The organism is Uruburuella suis (assembly GCF_022870845.1).
GTDB classification, from domain to species: domain Bacteria; phylum Pseudomonadota; class Gammaproteobacteria; order Burkholderiales; family Neisseriaceae; genus Neisseria; species Neisseria suis.
On the sequence record NZ_CP091507.1, the window covers coordinates 737,989 to 751,448 of the forward strand.

Sequence of the window (13,460 nt, forward strand, 5' to 3'; positions counted from 1 at the left end):
ACAGACCGTCTGAAACCTTTCAGACGGCCTGTTGATTGATGCAGCTGCTTACATTTGTTTCAAGCGCTCGATGCGGTTATCCAGCGTGGGGTGGGTGGAGAGCAGCGAATCTTTGGCTTCGCTGGCGATGCCCATGGCGGTCATTTCTTTGGGCAAATCGCTGGGTGCGCCTTTGAGGCGTTGCAGCGCGGCAATCATTTTCGGTGCGCCCACAAGCTTGGCGGCACCGGCGTCGGCACGGTATTCACGCTGGCGGCTGAACCACATCACGATAAAGCTGGCCAAAAAGCCGAACACGATTTGCAACACCAAGCTCACAATAAAATAAGTGCCTTGCGACACTTCGCCGTTGTCGTTGCGGGCCACCATGCCGGAAACGATGCGCGCCAAAAACACCACAAATGTGTTGACCACGCCTTGAATCAGGGTGAGCGTAACCATGTCGCCGTTGCCGACGTGCGCCATTTCGTGCGCCAACACGGCTTCCACTTCATCGCGGGTCATGCTGTTGATCAGGCCGGTGCTCACGGCCACAAGCGAATTGTTTTTGCTGGGGCCGGTGGCAAAAGCGTTGGGCTCGGGCGAATTGTAGATGGCCACTTCGGGCGTTTTCAAATTCCACTGGCGCGCTTGGTTTTCAACGGTGTGCAAAAGCCAAGCTTCCACTTCGTTGCGCGGCTGGGTGATCACTTCGGCACCCACGGCGCGCTTGGCCACCATTTTGGAAGTGAGCAGGGAAATAATCGAGCCGGTGAAGCCGATAACGGCCGAATACACCAAAAGGCTGCCCATTTCATCGGGATTGCTGCTCACGCCGAGCACACTCAAAATGATGCTGATAACCACCAGCACGGCAATATTGGTGGCAAGAAACAGAAAAATACGCTTCACTGGTTTTCCTCTTTATTAATGATAGTGATGTGGTTTGATTTATGGATGTTGCGGTGTTTGGGGCGCTTTTGTTCCCAGCAAACATGACATTATTGTCGCAAAAAGCAATCGCACGGGCTAGATAAGCTTCGGCAAAGGTATGCAAATTTGGCGGGCTTATTCATGCCATATGTTTGGGTTTGCATACAACATCAGGCCGTCTGAAAACTTTTTCAGACGGCCTGATGGTTATCATTGCTCAAATGCGGATTTGGCCGTTGCCCAACACCACCCATTTCTGGCTGGTGAGGCCGTGCAGGCCGACCGGGCCGCGCACATGGATTTTGTCGGTGGAAATGCCGATTTCTGCGCCCAGCCCGAATTCGAAGCCATCGGCAAAGCGGGTGGAGGCGTTGACCATCACGCTGGCGCTGTCGACGCTGCGCAGGAAAATTTGCGCATCGGTGTAGCTTTCGGTGACGATGCTGTCGGTGTGGTGGCTGCCGTGGGTGTTGATGTGGGCAATCGCTTCGGCCAGGTTGTCAACGATTTTGATGGCGAGAATGGGGGCGAGGTATTCGGTGTCCCAATCGGCTTCGGTGGCGGGCTCTATATTGTTCAATATGGCTTGCGTGCGCGCGCAGCCGCGCAATTGCACGCCTTTTTCAGCGTATTTTTCGGCCAGCGGCGGCAAAATTTCTGCGGCGCGCTGCTCGTGTATCAGCAGCGTTTCCATGGTGTTGCAGGTGCCGTAGCGCGAGGTTTTGGCGTTGAAGGCGATATCGACGGCTTTTTGCGCATCGGCAGCCTGGTCGATATACACATGGCAGATGCCGTCGAGATGCTTGATCACGGGCACGCGCGCTTCTTTGCTGATGCGCTCCACCAGCGTTTTGCCGCCGCGCGGAATAATCACATCGATAAGGTCGGGGCTTTGCAACATGGCGCCCACGCTTTCGCGGTTGGTGTTTTCAATCAGGCGCACAGCATCGGTGGGCAGGCCGTTTTCATCGAGCGCTCGGGTAATCAGGCGGGCAATCGCCATATTGCCGTGAAAAGCTTCGCTGCCGCCGCGCAACACGCAGGCGTTGCCCGATTTGAGGCACAAGGCAGCAGCATCAACGGTAACGTTGGGGCGCGATTCGTAAATGATGCCGATCACGCCCAGGGGCACGCGCATTTTGCCGATTTGCAGGCCGTTGGGGCGGATGCGGAATTCGTCCATTTCGCCCACGGGGTCGGGTAGGGCGGCCACTTGGCGCAGGCCTTCGCACATGCCGGCGATGGTTTTTTCGGTGAGCGCGAGCCGCTCAAGCAATGCGGCTTCAAGGCCTTTGGCGGCGGCTTGCTGCATGTCTTCGGCATTGGCGGCCAAAATATCGGCTTGATGTTGGTCGATTAATTCAGCCAGCCGCAGCAGGGCAGCGTTTTTCTGCGCGGTGGTGGCACCGGCGAGTGCATAAAAAGCCTGTTTGGCTGCTGCGGCGCTTTGGCGGACGTAAGCGTGAATCTCTTGCATGATGTGCTCGGTGTGCTTTGGGAATAAGGCAGATAGTAAACGCTGGCGCTGTTTTCGGCAATGCGCAGCAACGGCGATAAATACACAGGCCGTCTGAAAGTGTTTCAGACGGCCTGTGTATGGTTTGGTGTTAAACCGTTTGCGAATATTTGGCGGTGGTTTCTTTGTGGCGCAAATGGTGGTCGAACACCATAGCGATATTGCGGATTAAGAAGCGGCCTTTGGGGGTGACTTTCAAGCCGTTGCCGCGCATGGTGATGAGGCCGAGTTGGGCAAGTTGCTGCAAATCGGCCAGCTCGGCTTTGAAATATTGGGCAAATGGGATGCCGAACATGCTCTCATAGAGCTGGAAATCGAGCGCAAAGCGGCACATCAAGTCTTGAATAATGCTGCGGCGCAAAATATCGTCGCGGTTGAGCTGGTAGCCGCGCATAATCGGCAGGCGGCCGGCATCGATGGCGGCATAATAGGCATCGATATCGCGCTCGTTTTGCGAATAAGTGCTGCCGATTTTGCCTATGCTCGACACGCCGATGGCCACTAAATCGCAATCGGCATAAGTGGAGTAGCCTTGGAAATTGCGTTGCAGCCAGCCTTCGCGCAGGGCAACGGCCAATTCGTCGTCGGGCTTGGCGAAATGATCCATGCCGATAAACACATAGCCGCGCTCGGTGAGCGTGTGCACGGCGTATTGCAAAATATCGAGCTTCTCTTCGCTGCCGGGCACGGCTTCGGTGTCGATGCGCCGCTGCGGTTTGAAAATGTGCGGCAGGTGGGCGTAGTGGTAGAGCGCGAGGCGGTCGGGATCGAGCGCGAGCACGGTGTCGATGGTGGGTTTGATGCTTTCGAGCGATTGGTGCGGCAGGCCGTAAATCAAATCTACGCTCACCGATTTAAAACCGGCTTCGCGTGCTGCTTCAATCACTTCGCGGGTTTCTTCCACGGTTTGGATGCGGTTGACGGCGGCCTGCACTTTGGGGTCGAAATCCTGTATGCCCACGCTCATGCGGTTGAAGCCGAGGCGGCCTAAATGAAATACGGTGTCGCGACTCACTTTGCGCGGGTCGATTTCAATCGAATATTCGCCGCTGGGCATCAGTTGGAAATGCTTGCGTATCATAGCAAACACGCGCTCGAGCTGCTCATCGCTCAGAAAAGTGGGCGTGCCGCCGCCGAAATGCAGCTGCGCCAATTGGTGGCGGCCGCTGAGATGCGGCGCCAATAAATCCATTTCGCGCTCGAGATATTCGATATAGGCATCGGCGCGTGATTTATCTTTGGTGATGATTTTGTTGCAGCCGCAATAGTAGCAAATAGTGTTGCAAAAAGGGATGTGGATGTAGAGCGATAAAGGCTTATTGAGCGCGCCCAAACCGCGCAATTCCAGCGCGTTGGCGTATTCGGTCTCGCCAAAGCCGTTGTGGAAGCGGTCGGCAGTAGGGTAAGAGGTGTAGCGCGGGCCGCTGGCGGGCAGGCCGGCAATCAGCTCGCGGTCGAATTCGGGCTGATTGTTGGTGTGGATGGCGATGGTTTTCATGGTGTGTGTGCGGATTATATTTTTAATAGATTAACGAATTATGCAAAGTCAAGGTTGTTTGGTAGAATGCCCTTATTATGATAATCATGCCTTGACGTGAGTCAATACTCACTTAGTCGGGCAGATAAAGGCAATGCTATGTCTACACACACCCATCAAAGCCAGATGAAAACGTTGTGTTCTACGTGTTCCTTGCGTGAATTGTGCCTGCCGGTGGGCTTGATGCCGAACGAGTTTGAGCAGCTGGATGCGGTAATCCGCCAAAGCCGCCGCTTGAAAAAAGGTGAATATCTTTTTCGAGCGGGCGAGCCTTTCAGCTCGCTTTATGCCATTCGCACCGGTTTTTTCAAAACCACGGTGGCCAGCCAAGACGGGCGTGATCAGGTAACCGGCTTTTTTATGTCGGGCGAATTGATTGGTATGGACGGCATTTGCTCGCATGTGCACAGCTGCGATGCGGTGGCGCTGGAAGACAGCGAAGTGTGCGAGCTGCCTTTTGCACACATGGAAAATTTGGGTCAGCGCATTCCGAGCCTGCAAACGCATTTTTTCCGCCTGATGAGCCGTGAAATCGTGCGTGATCAAGGCGTGATGCTGCTGCTGGGCAATATGCGCGCCGAAGAGCGTTTGGCGGCATTTTTGCTGAATCTTTCCAATCGCCTTTATTCGCGCGGCTTTGCGGCCAATGATTTTATTTTGCGCATGTCGCGCGAGGAAATCGGCAGCTATTTAGGGCTCAAGCTTGAAACCGTGAGCCGTACTTTATCGAAATTCCATCACGAAGGCTTGATTTTGGTTGAGCATAAGCATATTCAGATTCTTGAGCCGCAAGCGCTGAAAAAAATGGTGTCTGGTTGTGCGCATGCTTTATAAATAAAAAATATGCATGCTATTGTTTGCTGCCAGCCAAACGATATGAATTGAAAAATAAACTGAGGCCGTCTGAAACATATTTCAGACGGCCTCAGTTTATTTTGAATATAAATGCGGCTTAAATGGAAAAGTTTAAATGGAAAAGTCTTCCATAATCGGCATATAAAGCATTTGATCAATGCGCTCTCGGGTGAGCTTGGGGGCAAACATATTGATGAAATCATAAGTGTAGCCGCGCAAATAAGTGTCGGGGCGCAGGGCGATATAAGTCCATGAAGGCTCGAATAAATGCGCAGCTTCAATCAGTTGCAAACCATGGTCGCTGGCGGAAGTGAAAGCCATTTCAGCCATTAGGCCGATGCCCAAGCCCAGTTTCACATAGGTTTTCAGCACATCGGTGTCGGCAGAGGAGAGCGCCACCACCGGCGGCTCGATGTGGGCTTTTTGAAAAGCGCGGGCGATGCTGGTGCTGCCGGTAAAGGCAAATTCGTAGGTAATCAGCGCATAATCGGAAAGGTCGCTGAGCGCCAAAGGTTGTGTGCGCGCCAGCAGCGGGTGGCCGTCGGGCACAATCACTGCGTGTGTCCATTGTGAGCAGGGCAGTTTGCGCAAATCGGTGTGCTCATCCAATGATTCGGTGGCAATGGCAAAATCGGCTTCACCACTGGCCACCATTTGCGCAATGGCCGTGGGGCTGCCTTGGCGGATGCTGAGGCGCACTTTGGGATAGCGTTGCACAAAGCGCGCCACAATATCGGGCAACACATAGCGCGCCTGCGTGTGGGTGGTGGCAATGGTAAGCGAGCCACTATCGTGGTCGGTGAATTCATTGCCGATATTTTTGATGTTTTGCACATCGCGCAAAATCCGCTCTGCCAGCTTCAACACCTCTTTGCCCGGCTGCGACACCGACACCACTCTTTTGCCGCTGCGGATAAAAATCTGCACGCCCAATTCTTCTTCCAAAAGGCGGATTTGCTTGGAAATGCCCGGCTGGGATGTGTAGAGGGCATCGGCGGCTTCTGATACGTTGAGGTTGTGGCGGGATACTTCCAGCACATAGCGCAATTGTTGTAATTTCATGATAATGATGTTGGACAAACGGAGAATGTAGGATTTATGCGACACTGTGGCAGTCAATGTAGCATATTTTGCCGCATTTTGCCCGATTTGCGGCAACGGCGGAGAAAGCTTTTGTTTTCGTTGAAACTATCTTGATTTTTTATTGCGTATGAATTTGATTATGTGCTTGATTGTTGTTGCTTTTGCGCAACGTGGATGCGGAAGGGCGCTAGGTTTTGGTTGTAAATAAATGACACAGGTTTGATTTTTCGGCATGATTCATTATTAGGAAGCGGGCCGTTTCGCAGTCGTTGTTCAGGCAGCGCGCTATTGACAGTTTGCATGTAGGTTTCTATAGTGCAAACCTGATATATCCGATTTGCCGTTGTTTACGCTACGGCCTGTATATTGGTGATTTGTGACGGTTGAATACTTTTGGCTGTTGCATAACAATTTTTTGATGAGGGAATAAAATGACCAAACAGCTTAAATTGAGCGCCTTGTTCGTTGCTCTGGTGGCTTCTGGTACTGCAATGGCCAGCGAAGCACATACCAAACATGGTTACACCGTTGACCGCGAGCAAACCGTTGTTCGCAACAACTACGGTGAGTGCTGGGAAAATACCTACCTGGATAAAGCTACTCAAGGCCGTATTGAATGTGGCGATGCTACTCCGGTTCAAACTGCTCCCGAGTATGCTGAAGAAACCGTAGCACTGTCTGCCCAAACCCTGTTCGGCTTTGACCGCGACACGCTGCGTCCGGAAGCTGCCGATACTTTGAATGCTTTGGCTCAACGCCTGAGCGACACCAATGTTGAAGCCGTGCGTGTTGAAGGCCATACCGACTTTATGGGCTCTGAAGCCTACAACAATGCCTTGTCTGAGCGTCGTGCCAATGTTGTGGCCAACTACTTGGTTAACCGCGGCGTACCGGCAGGCAAAATCTCTGCTGTTGGCTTGGGCGAGTCTCAAGCGCGCATGACTGCTTCTTGTGAAGCCGAAGTGGCCAAACTGGGCAGCAAAGTATCACGTGCGAAAAAACGTGAAGCGCTTATCGCCTGTATCGCTCCGGACCGTCGTGTAGATGTACGCATCCGCACTTTGGTTACCCGTCAAGTAGCTCCGGGTCAAGTTGAAGGCGAGCGTCCTGCTGTTGAGAGCGGCTGGATTCCGGGTCCGAAATCTTCGATTCACGGTTATACCCGTCCGTAATCAGCTTCTGCTCTGATGGATAAACCCCGCTTCGGCGGGGTTTTGTGTTTTGGGGCGCGGGAATCTTATTTGGGTAGGTGGACTGGTGTTTTCGGTTTATGGTTGATATCGTGGTGCGGTTTAAATCAGGATAAGGCGGCGAGCCGAAGGCAGTTTATTTATTCATTTCACTATATAATGCTGTTTTTCTTGCCCGGATGCATGGCCGCTTATGACCGAATTTGATTTTATCCGCCGTTATTTGCAGCGCCAGCAGCCCGATAGGGATGTGGTGCTCGGCATTGGTGATGATGCGGCGATTGTGCGCCCGCGTGCGGGCACGGATTGGTGTTTTAGCAGCGATATGCTGCTGGCCGGCCGCCATTTTTTTGCCGATGTGGCGCCGGCGGATTTGGCGCACAAGGTGTTGGCGGTGAATCTTTCCGATATGGCCGCCATGGGGGCTGCGCCGCGTTGGGTTTTGCTGAGCGCGGCTTTGCCGCAGCTGGATGAGGCGTGGTTGCAGGCTTTTTGCGACAGCCTGTTTGCGCTGGCGGCGCAATTCGGGGTCACGTTGATTGGCGGCGATACCACGCGGGGCGATTATGTGTTCAGCGTGACCATTGCGGGCGAATTGCCGCAAGGAATGGCTTTACGGCGCGATGCGGCGCAGCTTGGCGATGATATTTGGGTGTCGGGGCGGCTGGGCTTGGCGGCGGCGGCTTTAAACCGGCATTGGCAAACGGTGCAGCTGCCGCAAGAGGTGTTTGCCCAATGCGAGCGTGCACGTTTGCGGCCGCAGCCGCGTGTGGCTTTGGGGCGCGCTTTGCTGCCGTTTGCGCATGCGGCGCAAGATGTTTCAGACGGCCTGGCGCAAGACATCGGCCATATTTTGAAGGCTTCGGGCGTGGGCGCTGAATTGTGGGTGGATGCGCTGCCCAGCTTGCCCGATTTGCGGGCTTGTTTGCCGCTTGAGCGCTGGCGCGAGTTTGTGCTGGCCGGTGGTGATGATTATGAGCTGGTGTTTACGGCGGCACCGGCGGATCGTGCGCGGGTGCTGGCGGTGGCAGAGCAAAGTGCCACGGCGGTAACGCGCGTGGGTCGCATTAATAACACGAGCGGCTTGAGGATGGTGGCTGCCGATGGTGGCGAAATTATATTAACTTCTTTGGGGTTCGATCATTTTGGCTGATTTCAAACCGACTTTTTCATGGCTGCTGCAACGGCCGGTGTGTTTTTTGGGCTTCGGCTTCGGCACCGGGCTGGCACCGGTGGCTCCGGGCACATTCGGCACGCTGCCGGCTTTGCCGATGGCGTTTGTGCTGATTTTGTTGGGCATCGAGGGCTGGTGGCTGGCGGGGCTGAGTGCGCTTTTGTTTGTGGCCGGCATCAAGATTTGCGGCGATACCGAGCGGGCACTTGGGCGGCAGGATTATGGCGGCATTGTGTGGGATGAAATGGTGGCCATGATGCTGGTGCTGGCTTTTGTGCCGTTTTATTGGGGCTGGTGGCTGGCGGCGTTTGCGGTGTTCCGTTTTTTTGACGCGGTGAAGCCTTGGCCGATTAAGTGGTTTGATGCGCGGGTGCACGGCGGCTTGGGCATTATGCTGGATGATGTGATTGCGGCGCTGTTTTCGCTTTTGGTGCTGCATGTGGCAGCTTGGTGGTTGTGATGTATAGTGGCAAGATTTCGTCCCGATTTAAATCTTGCTGCTTATAGATGGGTTTTTAAGGCCGTCTGAAAGAATAAATGATATTTATGAATGATATAGAAATCACAGTTGAGCCACGTTATTTGGCCGAGCAAAGCAATGTGGCCAAAGACAATTATGTGTTTGGCTATTACATCACGATTTTCAATCGCGGCAACGATGTGGTGACGCTGCGGCGGCGTTATTGGAAAATCACCGATGCACACGGCGATATTGAAGAGGTGTCGGGCGCGGGTGTGGTGGGCGAGCAGCCGGTGCTTTATCCGGGCGATGGCTTTGAATACAGCAGCGGCGCGCATTTGAACACGCCGTGGGGCAGCATGCAGGGGCATTATGAATTTGAAGATGCTTATGGCGACAGCTTTGCTGTGCCGATTCCGAAATTTGATTTGAAGGCCGATTTTACGCTGCAATAAACCCTTGTTGATACGAAAGGTGAAATGTTCGGCTTTTGCTTGGAATAGCCGGATATTCACTAAAATTAATTGGAAATACAGGCCGTCTGAATGTTTTTCAGACGGCCTGTGTGTTTTTTGTAGGTGGTTTTGCGGGTATGGCTTTAACTTATGCTTGCATTTCTTAACTTCCTATGCTGAAATGCATCGTGTCCTAATAATATTGTTAACAATCTGGGAGGAAGCATGGACGCTTTGAAAAATTTTTTCGATACGCTCGGCGGCTGGGTGTGGGGGCCTGCCATGCTGGTGCTGCTGGTGGGCACCGGTGTTTGGCTGACCTTGATGCTGCGCGGCCTGCAATTCAGCATGCTGTGGTTTGCGCTCAAGCAGGCTTTTAAACCGCACGGCAAAAAAGAAGACGGCAGCGACCACGAAGGCGATATTTCGCATTTCGGTGCACTGATGACGGCGCTTTCGGCCACCATCGGCACGGGTAATATTGCCGGTGTGGCTACGGCGGTGGTGTTGGGCGGCCCGGGCGCGGTGTTTTGGATGTGGATTACCGCCATTTTCGGCATGGCCACCAAATACGGTGAAGGCGTGCTGGCGGTAAAATACCGTGTGGTCAACAAAAAAGGCGAAATGTCGGGCGGCCCGATGTATTACATCGAGCGCGGCCTGAATATGAAATGGATGGCTTTGCTGTTTGCGCTCTTTGGCACCATTGCTTCTTTCGGCATCGGCAGCTCGGTGCAGTCAAACTCGGTGGCGATGTCGATTAAGAGCAGCTTCAATATCGACCCGTGGATTACCGGTGTGGTTTTGACCGTGTTGACCGGCATTGTGATTTTGGGCGGCATTAAGAGCATTGCCAAGGCCGCATCGATTATCGTGCCGTTTATGGCGATATTTTATGTGTTGGGCGGCTTGGTGATTATTGTGCTGCACATTGATATGCTGTGGCCGGCGATTGACAAGATTCTCACCGAAGCCTTCAATTTCAGTGCGGCGGCAGGCGGCATGGCCGGTGCGGCGATTCGCTACGGCGTGGCGCGCGGTGTGTTTTCGAATGAAGCCGGTATGGGCTCGGCACCGATTGCGGCGGCAGCTGCCAAAACCGACCACCCGGTGCGCCAAGGCCTGGTGTCGATGACCGGCACCTTCCTCGACACCATTATCGTGTGCTCGATTACCGGCATTGTGTTGGTGATGGGTATTTTGAGCAACCAAAGCCCGGCCGGCGAAACCGGCGCGGCCTTGACCACGCACACGTTTAACAATATGCTGCCCGGCCCCGGCGGCTGGATTGTCACCTTCGGCCTGATTTTCTTTGCTTATTCCACCATTTTGGGCTGGTGTTATTATGGTGAGAAGTGCGCGGCTTATGTGTTTGGCGATGGATTTGTGCCGGCTTATCGGGTGATTTATGTGATCACCGTGATGCTGGGCACGGTTGCCAGCCTCGATTTGGTGTGGTCTGCCGCAGATACCTTCAACGGCTTGATGGCGATTCCCAACTTGATTGCCTTGTTGTTGTTGTCTAAGGTAATTTTGAAAGAAACCAAAGACTTTAAAGCCAAGCGCCAGAGCGGCGAATTGCCTTAAACCGATATGTTTTTCAGACGGCCTGAGTGAATCAGGCCGTTTTTTTATTGAGGCCGTCTGAAAAGCCGCTAGAATGAACGCTGTTTTTTTATCAGGCCGTCTGAATCATGAGCGCTGTTTATTTTGTTGCCGGCACCGACACCGGTGCAGGCAAAACTTTTTGTACCGCGGCCTTGCTGCACGCCCTGCGCCGAAGCGGGCGGCGGGCGGCGGGCTTCAAGCCGGTGGCGTCGGAAGCCGATGCGCGCGGGCAAAATGCCGATGTGTTGGCTTTACAGGCGGCTTCCGAGCCGGCGCTGGCTTATGCCGATCACAATGTTTACACCTTTGCCGAAGCCACCGCGCCGCATTTGGCCGCGCATGATGAAGGGCGGGCTATCGAGCCTGCGCGCTTAAGCGCCGGGCTGGCGCAGTGGCGGGTGCGGGCGGATGTGGTGCTGGTGGAAGGGGCGGGCGGCTGGCGCACGCCTTTGAACGGACAGATTGATTTTGCCGATTGGGTGGCGGCGGAAAAGCTACCGGTGTTGTTGGTGGTGGGCATGCGGCTGGGCTGCATCAACCATGCGCTGCTCACCGTGCAGGCGGTGCAGCAGGCGGGCTTGCCGCTGGCGGGTTGGGTGGCCAACTGCATCAGCCCCGCGCCGCACCGGCTTGAGGATTATGTGCACACTTTGCAGCAGCGCATTGATGCGCCTTTGCTGGGCGTGGTGCCTTATTTGCCGGAGCAGGATGCGGCGAAGGCGGCGGATGTTTTGGATATTGGTTTATTATAAGTGCTGTTGAGATAAAGGCCGTCTGAAAAGCGGGTAGGTTGGGTTGTAAACCCAGCAAATCCACAAGCCGTCTGAAATCTTGGGTTTATCAACCCAACCTACGCCGTTACAAAATGTAGTTTCGTGTCACTTTTTCTTGCATTTCACTGTGTTGGTTTATTGTAAATGCTGCTGAGATATAGGCTGTCTGAAAAGCGGGTAGGTTGGGTTGTAAACCCAACAAATCTACAAGCCGTCTGAAACGTTGGGTTTATCAACCCAACCTACGCCGTTGCAAAATGTAGTTTCGTGTCACTTTATTCTTGCATTTCACTATGTTGGTTTATTGTAAATGCTGCTGAGATATAGGCCGTCTGAAAACTTTTCAGACGGCTAAGAAAGTGGTCGGTCAGATGCCGGTATCCGACATTTGCCGCATGCTTGAAAATCTTGTTCTGCGAACAAGTGTCGGATTCGAGAATCCGATCTACGCACTGCTGAGATAGAGGCCGTCTGAAAATTTTTCAGACGGCCTGCTTGTTGTTGGCGTATCAAAGTATAAGCCTTTTAATCTTGACAAGGCTGCACCAACACCCACGGCGCCACCACCACGGCCCACATGGCTTGGTTGTCGGCGAGAAACTGCCGCGCCTGCGTTTCGCTCACCACGCCGAATTGGCCTTGCTGCATCAGCTTGGCGAGGGTGGCGCTGTCATCATCGGCCATCAGCTTGGCGATGCCGATTAAATCCAAGTGGCTGTCCACATACACGGCGGCGCCGCGGGCGAAATGCGGTTGCAGCTCTTGCCAATGGATGCGGGCGGTTTCGAGGTTTAATTTGTCGTGAAGCAGCGCTTCTGCCATGATGTTTCCTTTTCGGTGGGGCGGAGAAAATATTATTTTACCGATATTTCAGACGGCCTGCTGTTTTGCGAGTATAATGTTATATAGTATCATTTTAAGCGGATTCATTTTTCAGACGGCCTATTGTGTCAGGCCGTCTGAAACATTCATTCTTTATTATATGCATTCAATATTGTTAACCGGCCTGCTTCAACGCCTGCTGCTCGCTTTGGCGGCGCTGGCGCTGATTGGGGGCGTGTATTTTTGGGCGGTGGGCGCATGAGCGTTGCCATTGAAAATCTGACCGTGAGCTATCAGCGCCGGCCGGCCGTGCACCATTTGGATATGGTGTTTGGCGCGGGTGAAATGTGGGCGGTGTTCGGCCCCAACGGCGCGGGCAAATCCACGCTGCTCAAGGCGGTGATGGGCTTGCTCAAGGCCGACACCGGCAAAGTGGTGTGGCAGGGTTTGCAGCGCAAAGACATTGCTTATCTGCCGCAGCAAAGCGAAATCGACCGCAGCCAGCCGATGACGGTGTTTGAGCTGGCGGCGTTGGGCTTGTGGTATGAAATCGGCTTTTTCGGGCGCGTGAATGCGGCGCAGCGGCGGAGGGTGCACGAGGCATTGGCGCGGGTGGAGATGGCCGATTTTGCCGCTCGGCCGATTGCGCATTTGTCCAACGGGCAGTTTCAGCGTGTGCTGTTTGCGCGCATGCTGGTGCAAAATGCGCGCTTGCTGCTGCTTGATGAGCCTTTTAATGCGGTGGATGCAAAAACCACTTATGCGCTGCTGGAAGTGTTGCGCCAATGCCATCAGGAAGGGCGCGGTGTGATTGCGGTGTTGCACGATTACGAGCAGGTGCGGGCTTATTTTCCACACACTTTGCTGCTGGCGCGTGAAAAAATAGCGGCCGGCACCACCGAAAAAGTATTGGTGGATGAAGCGCTTTTGCGCGCCAACGCGGCCATGCAGCAGCACGACAGCGGCGATTGGTGCGCTGCCTGAGTGTGATGGATGTTGCCCGTTTGCCGCTTTTTTCGATGATGGCTGAGATGGGCGGCGCTCAAATAAACAGGCCGTCTGAAAGTTTCAGACG

14 protein-coding genes are annotated in these 13,460 nt (G+C 53.9%); 9 read left to right on the plus strand and 5 right to left on the minus strand.

What is annotated here, in order from left to right:
* Positions 1-48: 48 nt before the first annotated feature.
* The 3 genes from htpX to hemN all read right to left on the minus strand — a co-directional run bounded on the left by htpX (position 49) and on the right by hemN (position 3,926).
* Positions 49-891, minus strand: a complete 843-nt coding sequence (htpX, locus tag LVJ78_RS03285) for a protease HtpX (protein WP_132954493.1) — start codon at positions 889-891, stop codon at positions 49-51.
* A 238-nt stretch (positions 892-1,129) separates the two neighbouring features.
* Positions 1,130-2,389 carry a glutamate-5-semialdehyde dehydrogenase gene (locus LVJ78_RS03290; protein WP_132954492.1) on the minus strand — a complete coding sequence of 420 codons (1,260 nt, stop codon included), beginning with the start codon at positions 2,387-2,389 and terminating at the stop codon, positions 1,130-1,132.
* Between the two features lie 130 nt (positions 2,390-2,519).
* Complete coding sequence (hemN, locus tag LVJ78_RS03295; RefSeq protein WP_132954491.1) at positions 2,520-3,926, minus strand: oxygen-independent coproporphyrinogen III oxidase; 1,407 nt, start codon at positions 3,924-3,926, stop codon at positions 2,520-2,522.
* A 138-nt stretch (positions 3,927-4,064) separates the two neighbouring features.
* Between hemN and fnr the strand changes: the two genes are divergently transcribed.
* The gene (fnr, locus tag LVJ78_RS03300) at positions 4,065-4,799 is read left to right on the plus strand and encodes a fumarate/nitrate reduction transcriptional regulator Fnr (protein WP_132954490.1); all 735 of its coding nucleotides are present in this window, start codon (positions 4,065-4,067) and stop codon (positions 4,797-4,799) included.
* A 132-nt stretch (positions 4,800-4,931) separates the two neighbouring features.
* Here fnr and LVJ78_RS03305 read toward each other — a convergent pair whose 3' ends face one another.
* Positions 4,932-5,882 (minus strand): CysB family HTH-type transcriptional regulator, encoded by a 951-nt coding sequence (locus LVJ78_RS03305; RefSeq protein ID WP_132954489.1) that lies wholly within the window; start codon positions 5,880-5,882, stop codon positions 4,932-4,934.
* A gap of 452 nt (positions 5,883-6,334) precedes the next feature.
* Between LVJ78_RS03305 and LVJ78_RS03310 the strand changes: the two genes are divergently transcribed.
* The 6 genes from LVJ78_RS03310 to bioD all read left to right on the plus strand — a co-directional run bounded on the left by LVJ78_RS03310 (position 6,335) and on the right by bioD (position 11,542).
* Positions 6,335-7,075, plus strand: a complete 741-nt coding sequence (locus LVJ78_RS03310) for an OmpA family protein (RefSeq protein ID WP_132954488.1) — start codon at positions 6,335-6,337, stop codon at positions 7,073-7,075.
* Between the two features lie 211 nt (positions 7,076-7,286).
* Complete coding sequence (gene thiL, locus LVJ78_RS03315; RefSeq protein WP_132954487.1) at positions 7,287-8,246, plus strand: thiamine-phosphate kinase; 960 nt, start codon at positions 7,287-7,289, stop codon at positions 8,244-8,246.
* Positions 8,239-8,727, plus strand: a complete 489-nt coding sequence (locus LVJ78_RS03320; RefSeq protein WP_132954486.1) for a phosphatidylglycerophosphatase A family protein — start codon at positions 8,239-8,241, stop codon at positions 8,725-8,727. Before thiL ends, LVJ78_RS03320 begins: the two co-directional genes overlap by 8 nt.
* 86 nt (positions 8,728-8,813) lie before the next feature.
* Positions 8,814-9,182, plus strand: a complete 369-nt coding sequence (apaG, locus tag LVJ78_RS03325; protein WP_132954485.1) for a Co2+/Mg2+ efflux protein ApaG — start codon at positions 8,814-8,816, stop codon at positions 9,180-9,182.
* A gap of 225 nt (positions 9,183-9,407) precedes the next feature.
* Positions 9,408-10,769, plus strand: coding sequence for an alanine/glycine:cation symporter family protein (locus LVJ78_RS03330; RefSeq protein WP_132954484.1), 1,362 nt, complete (start codon positions 9,408-9,410; stop codon positions 10,767-10,769).
* Between the two features lie 107 nt (positions 10,770-10,876).
* Complete coding sequence (bioD, locus tag LVJ78_RS03335) at positions 10,877-11,542, plus strand: dethiobiotin synthase (RefSeq protein WP_132954483.1); 666 nt, start codon at positions 10,877-10,879, stop codon at positions 11,540-11,542.
* Positions 11,543-12,088: 546 nt separating this feature from the next.
* On the opposite strand, the gene LVJ78_RS03340 is transcribed toward bioD, so the two are convergent.
* Positions 12,089-12,385 carry a DUF2288 domain-containing protein gene (locus tag LVJ78_RS03340; protein WP_132954482.1) on the minus strand — a complete coding sequence of 99 codons (297 nt, stop codon included), beginning with the start codon at positions 12,383-12,385 and terminating at the stop codon, positions 12,089-12,091.
* Between LVJ78_RS03340 and LVJ78_RS03345 the strand changes: the two genes are divergently transcribed.
* Complete coding sequence (locus LVJ78_RS03345) at positions 12,384-12,647, plus strand: hypothetical protein (protein ID WP_244802597.1); 264 nt, start codon at positions 12,384-12,386, stop codon at positions 12,645-12,647. The two genes, LVJ78_RS03340 and LVJ78_RS03345, sit on opposite strands and share 2 nt — an antisense overlap.
* Positions 12,644-13,369, plus strand: a complete 726-nt coding sequence (locus tag LVJ78_RS03350) for a metal ABC transporter ATP-binding protein (protein WP_132954481.1) — start codon at positions 12,644-12,646, stop codon at positions 13,367-13,369. The genes LVJ78_RS03345 and LVJ78_RS03350 overlap by 4 nt, the downstream gene beginning before the upstream one ends.
* Positions 13,370-13,460: the final 91 nt, after the last annotated feature.

Coding starts and splice junctions, on each gene's coding strand:
- LVJ78_RS03290 (WP_132954492.1), bottom strand. CDS start 2,389: ATGCAAGAGATTCACGCTTACGTCCGCCAAAGCGCCGCAGCAGCCAAA.
- hemN (WP_132954491.1), bottom strand. CDS start 3,926: ATGAAAACCATCGCCATCCACACCAACAATCAGCCCGAATTCGACCGC.
- fnr (WP_132954490.1), top strand. CDS start 4,065: ATGTCTACACACACCCATCAAAGCCAGATGAAAACGTTGTGTTCTACG.
- LVJ78_RS03305 (WP_132954489.1), bottom strand. CDS start 5,882: ATGAAATTACAACAATTGCGCTATGTGCTGGAAGTATCCCGCCACAAC.
- LVJ78_RS03310 (WP_132954488.1), top strand. CDS start 6,335: ATGACCAAACAGCTTAAATTGAGCGCCTTGTTCGTTGCTCTGGTGGCT.
- thiL (WP_132954487.1), top strand. CDS start 7,287: ATGACCGAATTTGATTTTATCCGCCGTTATTTGCAGCGCCAGCAGCCC.
- apaG (WP_132954485.1), top strand. CDS start 8,814: ATGAATGATATAGAAATCACAGTTGAGCCACGTTATTTGGCCGAGCAA.
- LVJ78_RS03330 (WP_132954484.1), top strand. CDS start 9,408: ATGGACGCTTTGAAAAATTTTTTCGATACGCTCGGCGGCTGGGTGTGG.
- bioD (WP_132954483.1), top strand. CDS start 10,877: ATGAGCGCTGTTTATTTTGTTGCCGGCACCGACACCGGTGCAGGCAAA.
- LVJ78_RS03345 (WP_244802597.1), top strand. CDS start 12,384: ATGATGTTTCCTTTTCGGTGGGGCGGAGAAAATATTATTTTACCGATA.
- LVJ78_RS03340 (WP_132954482.1), bottom strand. CDS start 12,385: ATGGCAGAAGCGCTGCTTCACGACAAATTAAACCTCGAAACCGCCCGC.
- LVJ78_RS03350 (WP_132954481.1), top strand. CDS start 12,644: ATGAGCGTTGCCATTGAAAATCTGACCGTGAGCTATCAGCGCCGGCCG.